Annotated in this window: 16 protein-coding genes; 12 read left to right on the top strand and 4 right to left on the bottom strand. The window is 64.1% G+C overall.

Going from position 1 to position 15,144, the window contains the following annotated elements; all coding sequences use genetic code 11:
• Positions 1 to 45 precede the first annotated feature (45 nt).
• The 10 genes from QM590_RS03700 to QM590_RS03660 all read left to right on the top strand — a co-directional run bounded on the left by QM590_RS03700 (position 46) and on the right by QM590_RS03660 (position 8,257).
• Positions 46 to 603 (top strand): hypothetical protein, encoded by a 558-nt coding sequence (locus QM590_RS03700; RefSeq protein WP_269593838.1) that lies wholly within the window; start codon positions 46 to 48, stop codon positions 601 to 603.
• Entirely contained in the window at positions 600 to 1,859 is a 1,260-nt protein-coding gene (locus QM590_RS03695; protein ID WP_269593839.1) for an AAA family ATPase, read from the top strand. The genes QM590_RS03700 and QM590_RS03695 overlap by 4 nt, the downstream gene beginning before the upstream one ends.
• A 361-nt stretch (positions 1,860 to 2,220) precedes the next feature.
• Positions 2,221 to 2,463, top strand: a complete 243-nt coding sequence (locus QM590_RS25915; RefSeq protein WP_442972434.1) for a zinc finger domain-containing protein — start codon at positions 2,221 to 2,223, stop codon at positions 2,461 to 2,463.
• Positions 2,464 to 2,466: 3 nt separating this feature from the next.
• Positions 2,467 to 2,844, top strand: a complete 378-nt coding sequence (locus QM590_RS03690; protein ID WP_269593840.1) for a hypothetical protein — start codon at positions 2,467 to 2,469, stop codon at positions 2,842 to 2,844.
• Positions 2,845 to 2,933: 89 nt separating this feature from the next.
• Positions 2,934 to 3,113 (top strand): hypothetical protein, encoded by a 180-nt coding sequence (locus QM590_RS03685; RefSeq protein ID WP_269593841.1) that lies wholly within the window; start codon positions 2,934 to 2,936, stop codon positions 3,111 to 3,113.
• A complete protein-coding gene (locus tag QM590_RS03680; protein WP_269593842.1) occupies positions 3,106 to 3,378 on the top strand; it encodes a hypothetical protein in 273 nt (90 codons plus the stop codon). Before QM590_RS03685 ends, QM590_RS03680 begins: the two co-directional genes overlap by 8 nt.
• A gap of 325 nt (positions 3,379 to 3,703) precedes the next feature.
• Positions 3,704 to 4,213, top strand: a complete 510-nt coding sequence (locus QM590_RS03675) for a phage terminase small subunit P27 family (protein WP_269593843.1) — start codon at positions 3,704 to 3,706, stop codon at positions 4,211 to 4,213.
• Complete coding sequence (locus QM590_RS03670; RefSeq protein WP_269593844.1) at positions 4,210 to 5,361, top strand: HK97 family phage prohead protease; 1,152 nt, start codon at positions 4,210 to 4,212, stop codon at positions 5,359 to 5,361. Before QM590_RS03675 ends, QM590_RS03670 begins: the two co-directional genes overlap by 4 nt.
• Before the next feature lie 236 nt (positions 5,362 to 5,597).
• On the top strand, positions 5,598 to 6,830 hold the full coding sequence (locus tag QM590_RS03665) for a phage major capsid protein (protein ID WP_269593845.1): 1,233 nt from the start codon (positions 5,598 to 5,600) through the stop codon (positions 6,828 to 6,830).
• A gap of 755 nt (positions 6,831 to 7,585) precedes the next feature.
• Entirely contained in the window at positions 7,586 to 8,257 is a 672-nt protein-coding gene (locus QM590_RS03660) for a nitroreductase (protein ID WP_269593846.1), read from the top strand.
• A gap of 12 nt (positions 8,258 to 8,269) precedes the next feature.
• Here the strand turns inward: QM590_RS03660 and QM590_RS03655 are convergent, their stop codons facing one another.
• On the bottom strand, positions 8,270 to 9,211 hold the full coding sequence (locus QM590_RS03655) for an NAD(P)/FAD-dependent oxidoreductase (RefSeq protein WP_269593847.1): 942 nt from the start codon (positions 9,209 to 9,211) through the stop codon (positions 8,270 to 8,272).
• A gap of 18 nt (positions 9,212 to 9,229) precedes the next feature.
• Positions 9,230 to 9,814, bottom strand: a complete 585-nt coding sequence (locus QM590_RS03650; protein ID WP_269593848.1) for a winged helix-turn-helix domain-containing protein — start codon at positions 9,812 to 9,814, stop codon at positions 9,230 to 9,232.
• 128 nt (positions 9,815 to 9,942) lie between these two features.
• Here QM590_RS03650 and QM590_RS03645 point away from each other — a divergent pair, with 128 nt between their 5' ends.
• Positions 9,943 to 11,343 carry an amino acid permease gene (locus QM590_RS03645; protein WP_269593849.1) on the top strand — a complete coding sequence of 467 codons (1,401 nt, stop codon included), beginning with the start codon at positions 9,943 to 9,945 and terminating at the stop codon, positions 11,341 to 11,343.
• Positions 11,344 to 11,349: 6 nt separating this feature from the next.
• Here QM590_RS03645 and QM590_RS03640 read toward each other — a convergent pair whose 3' ends face one another.
• Both QM590_RS03640 and QM590_RS03635 read right to left on the bottom strand, forming a co-directional pair.
• Positions 11,350 to 12,516, bottom strand: a complete 1,167-nt coding sequence (locus QM590_RS03640; protein WP_269593850.1) for an iron-containing alcohol dehydrogenase — start codon at positions 12,514 to 12,516, stop codon at positions 11,350 to 11,352.
• Between the two features lie 92 nt (positions 12,517 to 12,608).
• Positions 12,609 to 14,102: a CoA-acylating methylmalonate-semialdehyde dehydrogenase gene (locus tag QM590_RS03635; protein ID WP_269593851.1), complete on the bottom strand. Its 1,494-nt coding sequence runs from the start codon at positions 14,100 to 14,102 to the stop codon at positions 12,609 to 12,611.
• Between the two features lie 113 nt (positions 14,103 to 14,215).
• On the opposite strand from QM590_RS03635, the gene QM590_RS03630 reads away from it, so the two are divergent.
• Positions 14,216 to 15,112 carry a LysR family transcriptional regulator gene (locus QM590_RS03630; RefSeq protein WP_269593852.1) on the top strand — a complete coding sequence of 299 codons (897 nt, stop codon included), beginning with the start codon at positions 14,216 to 14,218 and terminating at the stop codon, positions 15,110 to 15,112.
• Positions 15,113 to 15,144 lie beyond the last annotated feature (32 nt).

The raw sequence follows: 15,144 nt of genomic DNA, 5'->3' as shown, positions 1-15,144 counted from the left end.
GCCGGGTTCCGCAAACCGACGGGGCCTCACCAGAACAGGCACAAAATGAATCTCAAGAACTCCCACGATACCCCCTCGGGGTACCTCGACGCAATGGAGAACGCGCTACTCGACGCAACCGCCACGTTGCGCGCTATGCGTGTCGCGCCGTCTGTAGATGTGCCCGCGTCGGTGATGTTCGGTGGGTCATTCGATGAATGGCGCAATGTCGAGTTTGAGAATGTCACCGAGTTCGAGACCGTCGAGTTCGAGGGTATCGCCGAGCAAGTACCACTCAATGGCACCCCAACTAATCCACCTACGTTCGAGGCCCCGGCGTCGAGCTACGCGGCTACCGAGAACGACGAGTCGGTCATTGCCGAGGCCGTAGAGACGATGTTGCGGGCGGCCATGGCGGCACCGCACACCGCCGAGGTGGGCACCGCGTTGGTCCGTTGCATCGACCTGTTGCAACGGCGATGGACAGCACACCGGCTCGCCGGTGCGGTCGGAATGTTGGAACGCAACCACGCCGAGCTAGTGGCCGACGACGCGTTCACCCGTAATTACGACTTCGCCTTGCTCGTGGTCACTCATCCCTACGTTCGAGAGCAGGCAGCGTGAGCACCTATCCGAAGTACCTGATACCGCCCCGGCCCGGTCGTTCCGGTCTGGCATTCCCCGAGTTCTTACGAGACGCGGTGCCGCAACCGCCTGCGCCCAATGCCGACCTCGATATCAACGAATCCATTGTGGATATGACCAAGCGCAAACTTGCCGACAAGGCTAGTGCCGCAACGGATTCTGCCGAGGCCAGAATCAGGGCGGCATTCCTCACGCGGGAGGACTTGCGCAATATGCCCGACCCCGAACCCCTCGTCGACGGGTATCTCTACCTTGACAGCGTGGCCCGTCTCGTCGGCGCGCCGGGGTCGTACAAGTCGTTTCTTGCGCTCGATTGGGCGTGCTCGGTCGCGACGGGGCGGCCATGGCACGGCAAGGCCGTAACCGCCGGCAAAGTTGTGTACCTCGTCGGTGAGGGCGTGCGCGGTATCGACGCTCGGATGCAGGCGTGGGAACTCTCGCGCAACGGCGGCGATGACGCACACGTGGCGGTGTTCGACGGCATCGTCGACCTTGCGGCATTGCCCAACCCCAAGCAGGACGCCGAGTGGCAGGTACTCAGTCGCGTAATCACGCCGCTAGAACCGCGCCTCATCGTGGTCGACACTCAAGCCCGCTACACGCCCGGCCACGAGGAGAACAGCGCAACCGATATGGGCGTGTTCATTCACAACCTCGACGCGCTCAGACGCGCAACGGGGGCGTGCGTGTTGCTCGTGCATCACACGACCCGCGGCACCGATCACGCCCGCGGCTCGACTGCTATCGAGGGCGGCGTGCAAAGCGAACTTGTGATGGTCAAGAACAAACGCGGGTTGGCCCAACTCAAGACCGAGAAACAGAAGGATATCGAGGAACCCGACCCGTTGCCCTTGGTGGCCTCGGCGGTCGCGGGCACCGGATCAATCGTGCTCGACGGCATCGGCGGCGGCACGCCCGACGATCCGTTCACGGTGCTACCGGCCCGCGTAAACGCCGAGTCGTTCGTATACGAACGGTTGGCCCGCGTGATGTTCGAGACGTTCCACCACGGCACCTCGGGGGCCACCAAGGCCGAGGCCAAGGCCGCCCTACAAGGCGACCCCGAACTCAAGATCGTTGCCGACACCCGCAATGCAGGCAGGCGGTTCTCCGAAGCGTGGTCGACGTTGGAGGAAGGCGGTCGACTCGACCGCATTGCGGACCGAGATAAGTACAAGATCACCGATGCATACGCCGTCGAACTCGGCCTCGTCGACACCGATGAGACACCGTGAAAAGGGTGCCCGGTGCGTGCCCGGTCGGTCTGCCCGGTTGGGTGCCCGGTTGTGCCCGGTCGGTTTTCTCGATGGTCACGTTTGTGCAGGTCATGGCCGGTGCCCGGTCAACGCCCGGTCGTGCCCGGTTGGTTGCCCGGCCAAAGTGCCCGGTGCCCTTTCTCTTAGAGGGCATCGGGACCGGGCACCTCGTAATTTTCTTCAATTTTCGGACACGTCTCGGCTACGTCGACGGAACCGCTCACGTACCGACAGAGCGCGGCTATGGCAGCAGAGGACCGCCCACGTGGGCGATGGCGATATGAACCGACCAAGAGACGTACCGCATTGAATCCAAGAACCACTAGCTAGGAGAACCACCGTGCACGCAATCGAGATTCACCACACCGTCAAGGGCCGACCTGATATCGAGCCGATCATCGAGCGGTACGTCATCGCACCGTCGCCGGGGCGGTCACCACAACACCCGCTATACGCGACGGTCGCGTGCCCACGTTGCCGTGCCGCCGTAGGCGTGCCCTGCACGATGGGTCGAGGCTCTGGCGATCGTCTAGCGCACTTGCCGCGTGCCGACCGCGCCGTTGCGCTCACGCGGGGGTACTAACCGATGGACCACGACGCGATGCAATTCATCCCGGCGACACCGGGGCACAGTTTGGTCGGGTTGACGCTCGACGCCGACGGGCCGGATCAACAACCGTTCGCCCTACCCGTCGTGATGTGGGCCGTGACCGACTTGCGCGACGGGACGACCGACACAGGTCGCTCTCACTACATCGACGCCGTGGTGCTCTACCGCGGTTCGATCTGGCAGGCGGTCGACCTCGACGACGACCTCGTGTTCGTCGAGGGCGTGTTTGCAGATACCGACGTATCCGAGGCATTGAACGACCTTGCACCCATGTCGCCCGAGGAGGCCGTTGCCGAGGCCCTCGACCCATGGGCAGAGAAATACAACCGACCAAGAACAGGACAGAACCGATGACCGCACCGAACAGGTACGCACCGCCCGCACTGCATATGGCATGGGCCGCCCGAGCCGCGCTATGCGCCTCGACGAACGACCGAGCGGCAATGGCACTACTGCTCGACCAAGTGACCGAGCATGAGTACGGCGTCAACGAACTCGTTACCGCGCAAGCGGCACTGTTGTGCGACGTTCTCGAAGCCGCGGGCGCGCTCGGCAACCTCGCGGCGTGGGCAGAGGATATGCAGGCGGCAGCGAACGACACAGGCGGTCGCAACGATGAGTGAGCGCAACATGTACGCCGATCACGCACTAGCGGTGCGTTATTTGCTCGTCGACCGCCAACGGTGCCGCGGTGATCGGTTCGAGTACGACCGGCTAGCCGCCGAGGTGGAAAACGACGGCCTTGCGGTGTCGGCCATGCTCGGCCATATGACCGCGATAGCGTCGGAACTGTTCGACGCGTTGCACGGTGACGACGTCGACGCAATCCTCGTCGGACTCATTGCCGAGTCGACCCGTAAGGCGGCCGACGAACCGAATCGAACATAAGGTAAAGGAAAAGTAACCCCTATCCCCTCGCGGACGCAATTTCGAGGGGGTAGGGGGAGGGGGTGTTACATTTTTGGAGCTTTTCGCCAGCTCAGACCCCTCTTCCTCGCCTCGAACACGCAAGCACGCTTCGCGGAACGAATGTGAACGGGCATTACCTAACCTTTACCTAGTGTTCGAACATGGTCGCGCCTGAGGGATAGCGATTTACAGTCGAGGCGTGTGAAACCCATTGCACACGTGGGCCGATGCCCGCGCCGCGTGCCGCGTTGGCCCGCTTACGCGGTGCGGGTATCGGTGGGGCCAACAATCGAGAGGCAGGCCAATGCCAGCACCAAGCAAACCGGCACCGTTGCGGCTACTCAACGGGCGCGGCGACGGCCTCGACTCGGCAGGCCGCACCGTCGTCTCGGTGCCGTCCGACCGCGTGCCGCCGACGATGCCCCGAGGTCTACCTCGGGAGGCACGAGCCGAGTGGGCGCGGGTCGTGCCCCTGCTCGACGACCTCGGCGTGCTCGCCGGTGAACTGCACCGCGGCGTCGTCATTCGCTACGTGCGGGCGTGGGCCGACTACGTCGAGTTGACCGCCGACGTTGCCGAGCATGGCCGTACCGCGGTCGCCAAGGTGCGCGACTCGGCGGGTAATGAGACCACCAAGCGCGTCGTGCGGCCCGAGGTCAAGATGCTCACCGACACGCGTAGTGAATTGCACCGTCTCACAACCGAACTCGGGTTGTCACCGGCCACCGAGGCCAAGGCATACGCGTCGGCGCAGTCGAACAAGGCCAAGGAAACCGACGGCGTGCCGAACCCGTTTGCCGGGGGTGCATCGTGAGCGCCACCGACGATCTACGCCGCCGCTACACCGTCGCCCGAGGGGCAGCGTTGGTCAAGGCCGAGGGCGACGGCAGGAATACCGACACAAGCCCCTTGCGGGAGTTCTGGACCCGCGGTGAGGGCGCGCTCGTCATCGAGTGGGATACACCCGGCGCGCTCGACCGATGCGAACAGCTACTCGACGACTACCCGATTAACCCGGCCTCGTTGTGCCGTAGCTATTTCGAGGACGTGCACGGCCACAACCGCTATGCCGAGGACGAGGTCAAGCCCGAGGGCGACGACGACGAGGCCCCGGCGGCAGACGAACCAACCGAGGCCGACGAGGCACCCGACGACACCGAGGACGACGACGATGACGACGAACCCACCGACACCCGAAGTCGACGAGAACGTGAGCGAGACGCCCGACGAGGGCGCGGCAGAACAGGCCGCGGCAAGTCCGACGATGTACCCGATTCATGGGAACAGGGACGGGCTCGTAACGATGGACCCGCCTATGGCGGGGACGGACGACCCGATAGCGGCAGCACACTGGAACGAGGCGATATGGCGATGACACGCACCAAGGCAACCCCGCTGACCAAGATCAAGGCCGGGGCCGACGACAACCTCGGTGAGGGTGAGTTCACCGCCTACGCGTCGGTGTTCGGCAACGTCGACAGCTACGGCGACGTGGTGCAACCGGGGGCGTTCACCAAGTCGATTGCCGATTGGGCCGCCTCGGGCAACTCGGTGCCCCTGTTGTGGGGTCACGATTCCAAGTCACCGCACTCGTATGTCGGTGAGGTGTTGTCGATGGTCGAGGACGGCCACGGCCTCAAGATTCGCGGTAAGCTCGACCTCGACAGCGACACCGGGGCGCAGGTCTACCGCCTCGTCAAGGGTCGGCGGGTCACTCAACTCTCGTTCGCCTACGACGAGGTCACCACGCACCCGGTCAAGAACGACCCCGCGCTCGGCAATTACAAGTCGCTCGACGTGCTGCACATTCACGAGGTAAGTCTCGTACCCATCGGCGCGAACCGCTCGACCGCGGTGTTGGCCGTCAAGGCCGCCGCCGAGCCGACCGGGCCGAGCGTCAAGGCGTGGGAGGGGTATTTCACCGCCGCCCGCTACGGCACCGCGACCGTGCCGAGCCGGTAACGCTACCCCTTAGGTGTTGTGCCGCAATGGGTTACAGTGGTGAGGCATCGGCGGGCCAGCGGTACCCAATCCGTCCGTTCGTTCGATGCCCTCGCCAACGGCGTGAGGATCGGCAGGGCCAGCGGTACCCAATCCGTGCGCTCGTCGAGTCTCCAATGCCGCCCGTGAGGCTCACTTAATCGTTGTGCTGCACCGTGTTCGGTGCGCAGTGAGTCCCACGAAAGGGGACGATTCTAATGAAGATCAAGCAACTTACCGACCTCGCCGCCAAGGCCGACTACGGCACACAGGGCGACCTCACCGAGGCCCGTACCCGCCTCGTGCAACTCGGCAGTGACATTCTCGACGTCGCCAAGACCGAGGCACGTGAACTCGACGACGACGAACAGGCCGCGCTCGAATCGGGGGCCAAGGCAATCGACACGCTCGACGTCAAGCTCAAGGCCGCCGAGCGCAGCGCACACGTCAAGTCGATGTTCTCTCGGGGCACGGTCAACGTCGACACCGGTGAGGTAACCGGCGGCCCCGGCCTCGGCGGCCCGACCGACTCGCCCGAGGGTGCACGCCTCAACTTCCGCGCCAAGGCCGCCACGGTCAACATCGCGGCCAAGATGGCCGACCCGACCGGACAGAAAGCAATCGCCTCGTCGGGCGATGCGATCACCGGCGTACCCCTCGACGGCACGATCTACGAACAGGGCCGCGTGCACAATACGGCGTTGGCAATCCTGCCGTTCCGCAAGCGCGTGCCGCAGTACAGCTACCTACGCCAGACCTTGCGCGACAACCAGGCCGCGCCGGTCGCCGTAGGTGAACTCAAGCCCGAGTCGAAGTACGGCGTCACCTCGATCGACGGCAAGCTCGAAGTCATCGCGCACGTGAGCGAACCGACGCCCGAATACTGGCTCACCGACAACACCGCGCTACAGGGGTTCGTACAGGGTGAGATGCAGTATGGCCTCGAACGCGCCGTCGAGGAACAGGTCATTGCGGGCGACGGCACCGGCATCAACATGACCGGCGTTCTCAACGCCTCGGGCGTCGTCGTACAGCCGTTCTTGATCGACCCGACGACCACCGTGCGCCGCGGTATCACCAAGCTCGAACTCATCGGTTACGAGGCGGGCGGCATCATCTTGCACCCGCTCGCCTGGGAGGCGTTGGAACTCTCACGCCGTGCCGACGGCACGCCCGACCTCGGTAGCGGCATCCCGGTCGACCGCGCCGCACAGCGCCTGTGGGGCTTGCGTATCGCGGTGTCGAACTCGGTGCCCGAGGGCACCGGCATTCTGTTCGACCTCAGTGCCTTGGCCGTCGTCGGTGACGGACAGATTCGCACGCAGTGGTCGAGCGGCGTGGCCGACGATTTCTCACGCAACCAGGTTCGTGCACGCGTCGAGGGTCGGTTCGGCCTCGACGTCTACAAGCCCAACGGCATCGTCAAGCTCGACCTCGACGCCGCGGCGTAATTGAGACCACCGCCCGCCCCTATGACGGGCCGGTGCGTCCGTGCGGTCGGCCGGACGAAACGACAACGCCCCGACCCTTGCAAGGGGGCCGGGGCGTTGTTGCGTTCGACTATCGCTCGGTACCGTTCGGGGTCCGCTCGGAGCGTCACATTCGCATTACCCAGGGTTCGCTAGCGGGCGGCGCGAGGGACAACCTAGCCGCGCACTTCACCGATTCGCCGTCGCTCCAAGTGACTGTGACCCATGTTCCTGCTTGCGGGTGCACCACCACGTCGAGTGAATCGCTCTCACCGACACTGTCCCTCTCGATCCAGCCCGGCCTGTTCCAAGACAGCGCCTCGGCGCTATTCGAGTCGTCGGCGGCTACTCGAACCGACGACGCCGACGCGCCCGTTCGGTTGAAGATCGCGTACTCGGTGTCGTTTACCTTCTCAAGCTTCCATGGCATGACACCAACGCTACGTTCCGTGGGCACATATTGGGCACAGTTTGGGCACAAACGTGGTGACAGGCGGTGATGCGTGGTGACCTATGTATGCAGGTCAAAGCGATATTGAGGCCGTGGCCGGGGCCCCGATTAGGGTTCGAACCCCTCTGCGCCCACCGTCTTCCGATCCGCGGCTCGCCGGGACCCCGCACAACGTGCCCGATGCTTCTCTGGCAGCCGCTCATCCGCGCCGAAGAGTATATGGCTGGGGTCAGCCGTGGTGTTACGTTCGACCCGCACCCGACGACACCGACACGAGGCGGACGATGTGACCCGGTACGACGCATTGACAGAACTCCTCGACGAGCGGTACTCGTGCCGGCAGTTCCTGCCGAAGCAGGTCTCGCGCGAAGTACTCGAACAGCTACTGTCGGCCGCCCGGCGCACACCGTCTTGGTCCAACACCCAGTCGTGGCAGATCATCGTGACCGAAGGCGATGCCACCCGGAAGTTTTCCGACGCGTTGGTGGAGCACGTGGCGTCCGGTGTGCCGCAACCGGATTTTCCGTTCCCGGCCAACTACAACGCTGTGCACCGCGCGCGCAGACGCGAATGCGGTGGCGCGCTGTACGAAAGCATCGGCGTGGTCAAGTCCGACACCGAGGCGACGACGCGTCAATTCATTCGCAATTACGAGCTGTTCGACGCCCCGCACGCGGCCATCATCACCACCGACGCCGATCTGGGTGTGTACGGGGCGGTCGATTGCGGGTTGTATCTGCAGACTTTCCTGCTGGCCGCGCAGAGTCTCGGTCTCGGAGCGATCGCACAAGCAGCCCTGGCCGCGTACTCACCGTTTCTGCACGAGTGGTTCGACATCCCGGACACTCGAAAAGTGGTGGCCGGCGTCTCCTTCGGCTACCCGGACGAGACGCACTCGATCAACGGATTCCGTACCAGCCGAGCCCCTTTGGACGAGACGGTGAGATTTGTCAGCTGAGCACGCCCGGCGTCAGCGGGTCAATCTCAGAACCAGTTCTCTGCCCACGTCCGTCCCCGAACGCCAGGCGCTTTCCACCCTGGGCACTCCGGATTCGCACCACTGATCGCCCGCGAATCCGACGAAGCGTCCGTCCTGCTGCTGAAGCGCGTAGTTCGAATCGTGCTGGGCCGCAGGCTTGGCGAAGGTCCATCGATGAGCGTGAGTCCATGTGGGTTGCGCGGTGACGACCGACAATTCGCGCAGGGCTTCGAGAACCGGGGCGATCGCTCCGTCGGGATCGTCGAGATGCTGCTGCGCTCGCTCCGACGTGGTGTGCACCACCAGAACCGGAGTGCCGTCTCCACGGCGTGCACCGTCGTCGACGACAAAATCGATATCGGGATGATCGTTGACGAACGCCGCATCGCGGAAGGGGATGTCGAGCCCGTCGAACCCACACGCCACCGCGATGACGGGTACGTAGTCCACGGCATCGGGGACGGCGGTCAGTCGCGCCGCCTGCGGATCCGGCATCGCGACCACGACATGACCGTCGGGCAATTCGGTCAGCTCGGTGGAATGCTCGATGCCGACGCCGTCGAGCATGTCTCGTACCAGCGATCGCAGCCCGTTCGGGGTGGCCCAGCGAACCGGTCCGGTCGTTGTGCACGGAGCTGTTTCGGGCTTGAGGATGCCGAACGTGTTGGCCCACTGGCGCGCCAATCCGCCCGACTCCCAATCGGCGACCACGGTCGAGAAATCCTGATCACGAACGGTGAAGTAACCGGCACCCAGGTCGACGCGACGGCCGTGCAACTCCGGCGACGACATCCGCCCGCCCGGAGCGCGGCCTCGGTCGAGAATGCGGAACGGCACGTCTGCGTCGCGGAGAACCCGCGCGCAGGCCGCGCCGGCTATGCCCGCACCGACGATGGTGACCGGATCGGTGATGCTGCCCGCTTGGGAGTTCATGCGTCCAGTATGCCGGGATCAGTCGGTCGCGTCGGTGAGCCGAAGGAATTCGGCACCGCGGGGTGAGATTCGGTAGCCGGTCTCGAGGCTGATCGTCAGCCCCAGAGTCTTCAGCCGGCGTACACGGGCTTTGAACGTCTTCGTATCCAGTCCGGCCTGCTCGGCAAGGTCCGCTGCGCGGCGTCCGGGTTCGGCGGCAATGGCCGTCAATACTTCACGTGTCCAAACAGATTCGGCCCGAGAGTCCATCCGTGAAAGCGTTGTCCTCAGAGTGTTCAGTGCGGTCTCGTCCAGTTCGGCATCGTCGGCCAAGGCATCACGAGGATCGGCGCCGAGGTACGAGACCTCGATCAGATAGGTGGGATTCGAGCTGGGTCCGAAGAACGACTTCTCGAGGTGACTGCGCGATTCTTCCCCCGCGGCCCGGGCATCCGCGTCGGTCAGCCCGTCAGGATCCACCTCACGGACGGAGTCGATGCGAATCATGCCCGAGGGTGAGCGCTGAACCGACCCGGCAGTCACTTTCGGACTCGACCACCGTCGATAGACCCGGCGGACCTTACCGTCGGCGATGGCACGGGCGACGGAGACAGTGAAGATCACGAGCCTGCTTCCATGGATCGAGACGGTATCAACTCTGCGCTTTGTGCGTGGAAATGTCTGCCCCACAGACATTCTGGACATATCGGTCACCTGCTGCGCCGGTGCTAATTTTATGTTCAACTTCAGTGATGGCAATTACGGAGAAGCCGGACACCGGCGAGAACGGACTCGGTACCAGCCTCAAACCACGGCACGTGACGATGATTTCGATAGCCGGAGTCATCGGCGCGGGATTGTTCGTGGGTTCGGCCAACGCCATCGCGACGGCAGGCCCGGCGGTGCTGCTGGCGTACCTGTTCGCGGGAACACTCGTGATTCTGGTGATGCGCATGCTGGGGGAGATGGCAACGGCCAATCCTGACACCGGCTCGTTCTCCACGTATGCCACACGCGCACTTGGACATTGGGCCGGATTCTCGGTCGGGTGGCTCTACTGGTGGTTCTGGGTGTTGGTGATCCCGGTCGAAGCCACCGCGGCCGCCTCGATTCTCACCAACTGGCTCGGCGGAGCCCAGTGGATGTGGGCACTGCTCATCGTCATCGCCCTCACCGCGACCAACCTGATCAGCGTCGGCAACTACGGTGAATTCGAGTTCTGGTTCGCGCTGGTGAAGGTGGTGGCGATCATCGCGTTCATCGGCCTCGGAATCGCGGCCATCCTGGGATGGCTACCCGATTCGGAAGTCAGTGGAGTGGACCAACTGTGGGCCTCGGGCGGATTCATGCCGCTCGGCTTCGGCGCGGTGATCGCGGCCATGCTCACGACGATGTTCTCGTTCATGGGCTCGGAAATCGTCACCATCGCCGCTGCCGAATCCAAGGACCCGGCAAAGGGAATCACCCGCGCCACCAACTCGGTCATCTGGCGAATCTCGATCTTCTACTTCGGTTCCATCTTCGTCATCGTCGCGTTGGTGCCCTGGAACGAACTGGACCCCAATACGGGCTCGTACCAATTCGTGCTGTCCAAGATGGGTATCCCGCACGCCGAGACCATCATGGACATCGTCATCCTGACTGCCGTCGCGTCGTGCCTGAACTCGGCGCTCTACACCGCGTCGCGCATGCTGTATTCGCTCGGCGATCGAGGTGACGCACCCAGGGCGGTCAAGAAGATCACCACGAACGGGGTGCCGTGGGTTGCGGTGATCGCCTCGATGGTGCTCGGGTTCCTCGCCGTGATCGGAAACTACATCCTGCCCGAGAAACTCTTCACCTACCTGCTGGCGACCACCGGTGCCGTCGCCCTGTTCGTCTACCTTGCCATCGCCAGCAGCCAGCTGGTGCTGCGACGTCAACTCGACCGCGACGACGAACGCCCTGCCGTTCGGATGTGGCTGTACCCGTGGTTGACCTACCTGGCCATCGGGTTCATCGTGTTCGTCCTGGTGATGATGGTGGTGCGGCCGGAGCAGCGGTCGTCGATCCTGCTCTCGGCCGTCCTCGCCGCAGTGACCGTGATCGGCGGAATTCTGGTGCAACGCCGAAATGCGCGGCGCGACACTGTTGCCGCCCGCGCATCGGAGTGAGTGCGACTAGATTCCCGCGTACACCTGCCGGTACAGATCGACGATCTGTTCGGCGGTCGGCACGACCGGATTGTTTCCCGGGCTGCCGGACGCGAGCGCCTGCTCGGCCATGAGCGGCAACAGCTCGTCCCACTTCGCCTTGTCGATACCGAAGGTCTCCGGCGTCGGAACCTCCACCTCACGACACAGTGTGACGATCGCATCCTGCAGCTTGCCACCGGCAACCTGATCCGAATCGCTTTCCGACGCCGCGCCCAGTGCGCGTGCGCAGTCGGCGTAACGCGCCGGTGCTCCGTCGATCGAGAATGCCGTGACGGCAGGCAACAGCATCGCGTTGGACAGCCCGTGTGCAACGTGGAAGTGCGCGCCGATCGGTCGACTCATGCCATGCACCAGGCAGACGCTCGCATTGGAGAAGGCCATTCCGGCCTGCGTCGAGGCATGCATCATCGCCTCGCGCGCCTGCCGGTCGTCGCCGTCCCGATACGCCCGCAGCAACGACGTCCCGATCGTGCGAATCGCACTGAGCGCCAAACCGTCGGAGATGGGGTTGGCCTTCTTGCTGACGTACGCCTCGATGGCGTGGGTCAGTGCATCGACACCGGTATCGGCCGTCAGACGCGCCGGCATCGACATCGTCAACTCGAAGTCGATGATCGAGGCGATCGGCAGGAAGGACAAGCCGGGGCACAACATCTTCTCGTCCGAGGCGACGTCGGTGATGATGGTGAACTGAGTTGCCTCCGAACCACTTCCGGCCGTGGTGGGGATGGCGATGATCGGTAGGGCCGGGCCGGTCGACAGCACGGGAGCTTTGAAGTCCCGCATCGTGCCGCCCTGCACCGCGAGAATGGCCAACGCCTTGGCTGTGTCCATCGGACTGCCACCGCCGAACCCGATGATCGAATCAGCCGAATGTTGCTGCACCGCTTCGAGACCGGCGACCAAAGAATCGGTCGTCGGATCAGGAACGGTGCCCGAGAACAATGCAGGCGTCTTACCGGCCTCGGTCATGATCTTCATCAAACGATCCGCCGAGCCGTTGCCGGCCATGAACGCATCGGTGACGAGCAACGGCCGTGACACGTCGAGGTCGGTCAGAACGGTCCCCAGCTCCTCGACGGCACCGCCGCCCAGCTTGAGAAACCGAGGAAACGAAATATTGGCAACCATGGGTGTGCTCCTTAGCGCTGTGGACCCATGTGCGCGGAAATTCGTAACCTGCTACGAAGTTCCGTGCACGTGCGTCAGCTCTTTTTCTGGGCTCAGCTGTTTTCGGGGAAGCCGAGGTTGATGCCGCCGTGGCTGGGGTCGAGCCAGCGACTGGTGACAGCTTTGCCGCGGGTGAAGAAGTGGACACCCTCGGTGCCGTGGGCGTGGCTGTCGCCGAAGAGGGAGTTCTTCCAGCCGCCGAAGCTGTAGTACGCCATGGGAACCGGGATCGGCACGTTGATGCCGACCATGCCGACCTCCACCTCGTTCTGGAAGCGGCGTGCCGCCCCACCGTCGTTGGTGAAGATGGCCGTGCCGTTGCCGTAGGGGTTGTCGTTGATCAGTTGAAGCGCGTCGTCGTAGGTCTCGACGCGTACGACCGAGAGGACCGGTCCGAAGATCTCGTCGGTGTAGACGCTCATGTCGGGGGTGACGTGGTCGATGAGGGTGGGGCCGAGCCAGAAACCGTCGGTGCCGCCGTCGGGCTGGACGGTGCGGCCGTCGACGACGAGCGTGGCCCCGGCGGCTTCGCCTGCATCGACGTACGACGCGACCTTGTCACGGTGGGCCTTGGTGACGAGCGGACCCATATCTGCCCCTCGGGTGCCGTCGCCGGTGACCAGCGGGGTGGTGCGCTCGGCGATCTTCGCGACGAGTTCGTCGGCGATGTTCCCGACGGCGACCAGGGCGGAGATGGCCATGCAGCGTTCGCCTGCGGATCCGAAGCCCGCGTTGACCATGGCGTCGGCGGCGAGGTCGAGATCTGCATCGGGGAGTACGACGGCATGGTTCTTGGCACCGCCGAGGGCTTGGACGCGCTTTCCGTGGGCGGTGCCGGTGGAGTAGACGTACTGGGCGATGGGGGTGGAGCCGACGAAGGAGATCGACTTGATCTTCTTGTTCTCGAGGAGTTCGTCGACGGCCACCTTGTCACCTTGCAGGACGTTGAACACGCCGTCGGGCAGACCGGCCTCGGCCCAGAGCCGGGCGAGCCAGATGCTCGCGCTCGGGTTTTTCTCCGAGGGCTTGAGTACCACGGTGTTGCCGGCCGCGATGGCGATGGGGAAGAACCACATCGGGACCATGGCGGGAAAGTTGAAGGGGGAGATGATGCCGACCGGTCCGAGCGGCTGGCGGATGGAGTAGACGTCGACGCCGGTCGACGCATTTTCGGTGTATCCGCCCTTGAGCAGATGCGCCATGCCGCAGGCGAATTCGACGACTTCCTGGCCACGAGAGATCTCGCCGAGTGCGTCGGAGAGCACTTTTCCGTGCTCGGAGGTGATGATCTCGGCGAGCTCGTTCTTCTTCGCGTTCAACAACTCTCGAAACGAGAACAGGATCGATGTGCGCTTGGCGAGGGAGGTGTCGCGCCACGCCGGGAATGCGGCTGCAGCGGCATCGATGACCGCCCGGGCGTCGCCCTGATCGGCCAGGGTGAGCGTGCCGGTGACCTCGCCGGTCGCGGGGTTCGTGACGGCCGCGGTTCGGTCGGAGGCGCCGGAATAGGTCTTTCCATCGAGCCAGTGCGCAATGACGTCGGTCAACGTTCGATCCTTCCTTCGGGTGTGTCCCGAGTCTCACTTGTAAGGATGCACATGTCAAAGACCAAAACCGCAGATCGCTGTGCAGAAATGCACACCGTCGATAGTCTCGATGGGTGTTCAACGCAGACCACCTCCGCTACTTCCTCGAAGTGTCGAGGACCGGGCGTCTGACCGACGCCGCGCACACTCTCGGTGTGGACCACACCACCGTCGGTCGGCGCATCACCGCGCTCGAGAAATCGGCCGGGCAGCGCCTGTTCGACAGAACGCCGTCGGGTTGGCGACTCACCGAGGCGGGTCGACGCCTCGTCGGATATGCCGAGACCGTCGAATCGACACTCATCGCCGCCTTCGAGGATCAGACCTCCGACACCGGCACCCTGCGAGGGACCGTGCGCATCGCGGCCCCGGACGGGTTCGGAGCGTTCGTTCTGACACCGAAACTGGGGCTGCTCAGAGACAAGCACCCCGATCTCGACATCGAATTGGTCACCGCCACCGAGCACAACTCGTTGGCCACCAGGGAATTCGACATCGCAATCACGTTGGAGCGGCCGTCGCCGCGATTCGTGGTGACTCGCAGGTTGGCCACGTACTCCCTCGGGCTCTACGCTGCCGCCGAGTATCTCGCCGCGACGTCGCCCATCGACACCGTCGACGATCTGCGAGAACACACGCTGATCTCGTACGTCGACGCGCTGCTGGATGTGGCACCGCTGCGAATTCTGGATGCGATCCTGCCGGAGGGCCGCGCGCAGATTCAGACCAACAACATCACCGGGCAGTGGATCGCGGCGAGATCCGGTGTGGGAATTGCGCCCTTGCCCAGCTACATCGGTGAGCCGGACGAGGCCCTCACGTCGGTGTTGGACGGCGTCGTCTCGGTCGAGAGGACGTATTGGACGGTGGTGCCGCGAGAGCTGACCGGTCTGGCCCGGGTGAAGGTCGTCGACGAGTTCCTCAGATCGGTCGTGACCGACGAAGAGCATCTCGTTCCTGTGTCGCAGTAACGACGCGAGAAGTGCACAGTCCGAGAGTGCCG

The sequence above is a fragment of the Rhodococcus sp. IEGM 1372 genome, from assembly GCF_030056835.1.
Lineage (GTDB): Bacteria > Actinomycetota > Actinomycetes > Mycobacteriales > Mycobacteriaceae > Rhodococcoides.
Note: the sequence above shows the minus strand (reverse complement) of the source record. Positions and strands in the feature narration are given on the sequence as shown.

Bases quoted from the DNA above. Each gene is read 5' to 3' on its own strand.
- QM590_RS03640 (WP_269593850.1), bottom strand. From the start codon at position 12,516: ATGGTTGCCAATATTTCGTTTCCTCGGTTTCTCAAGCTGGGCGGCGGT.
- QM590_RS03680 (WP_269593842.1), top strand. From the start codon at position 3,106: ATGAGTGAGCGCAACATGTACGCCGATCACGCACTAGCGGTGCGTTAT.
- QM590_RS03655 (WP_269593847.1), bottom strand. From the start codon at position 9,211: ATGAACTCCCAAGCGGGCAGCATCACCGATCCGGTCACCATCGTCGGT.
- QM590_RS03700 (WP_269593838.1), top strand. From the start codon at position 46: ATGAATCTCAAGAACTCCCACGATACCCCCTCGGGGTACCTCGACGCA.
- QM590_RS03675 (WP_269593843.1), top strand. From the start codon at position 3,704: ATGCCAGCACCAAGCAAACCGGCACCGTTGCGGCTACTCAACGGGCGC.
- QM590_RS03665 (WP_269593845.1), top strand. From the start codon at position 5,598: ATGAAGATCAAGCAACTTACCGACCTCGCCGCCAAGGCCGACTACGGC.
- QM590_RS03690 (WP_269593840.1), top strand. From the start codon at position 2,467: ATGGACCACGACGCGATGCAATTCATCCCGGCGACACCGGGGCACAGT.
- QM590_RS03645 (WP_269593849.1), top strand. From the start codon at position 9,943: ATGGCAATTACGGAGAAGCCGGACACCGGCGAGAACGGACTCGGTACC.
- QM590_RS03685 (WP_269593841.1), top strand. From the start codon at position 2,934: ATGGCACTACTGCTCGACCAAGTGACCGAGCATGAGTACGGCGTCAAC.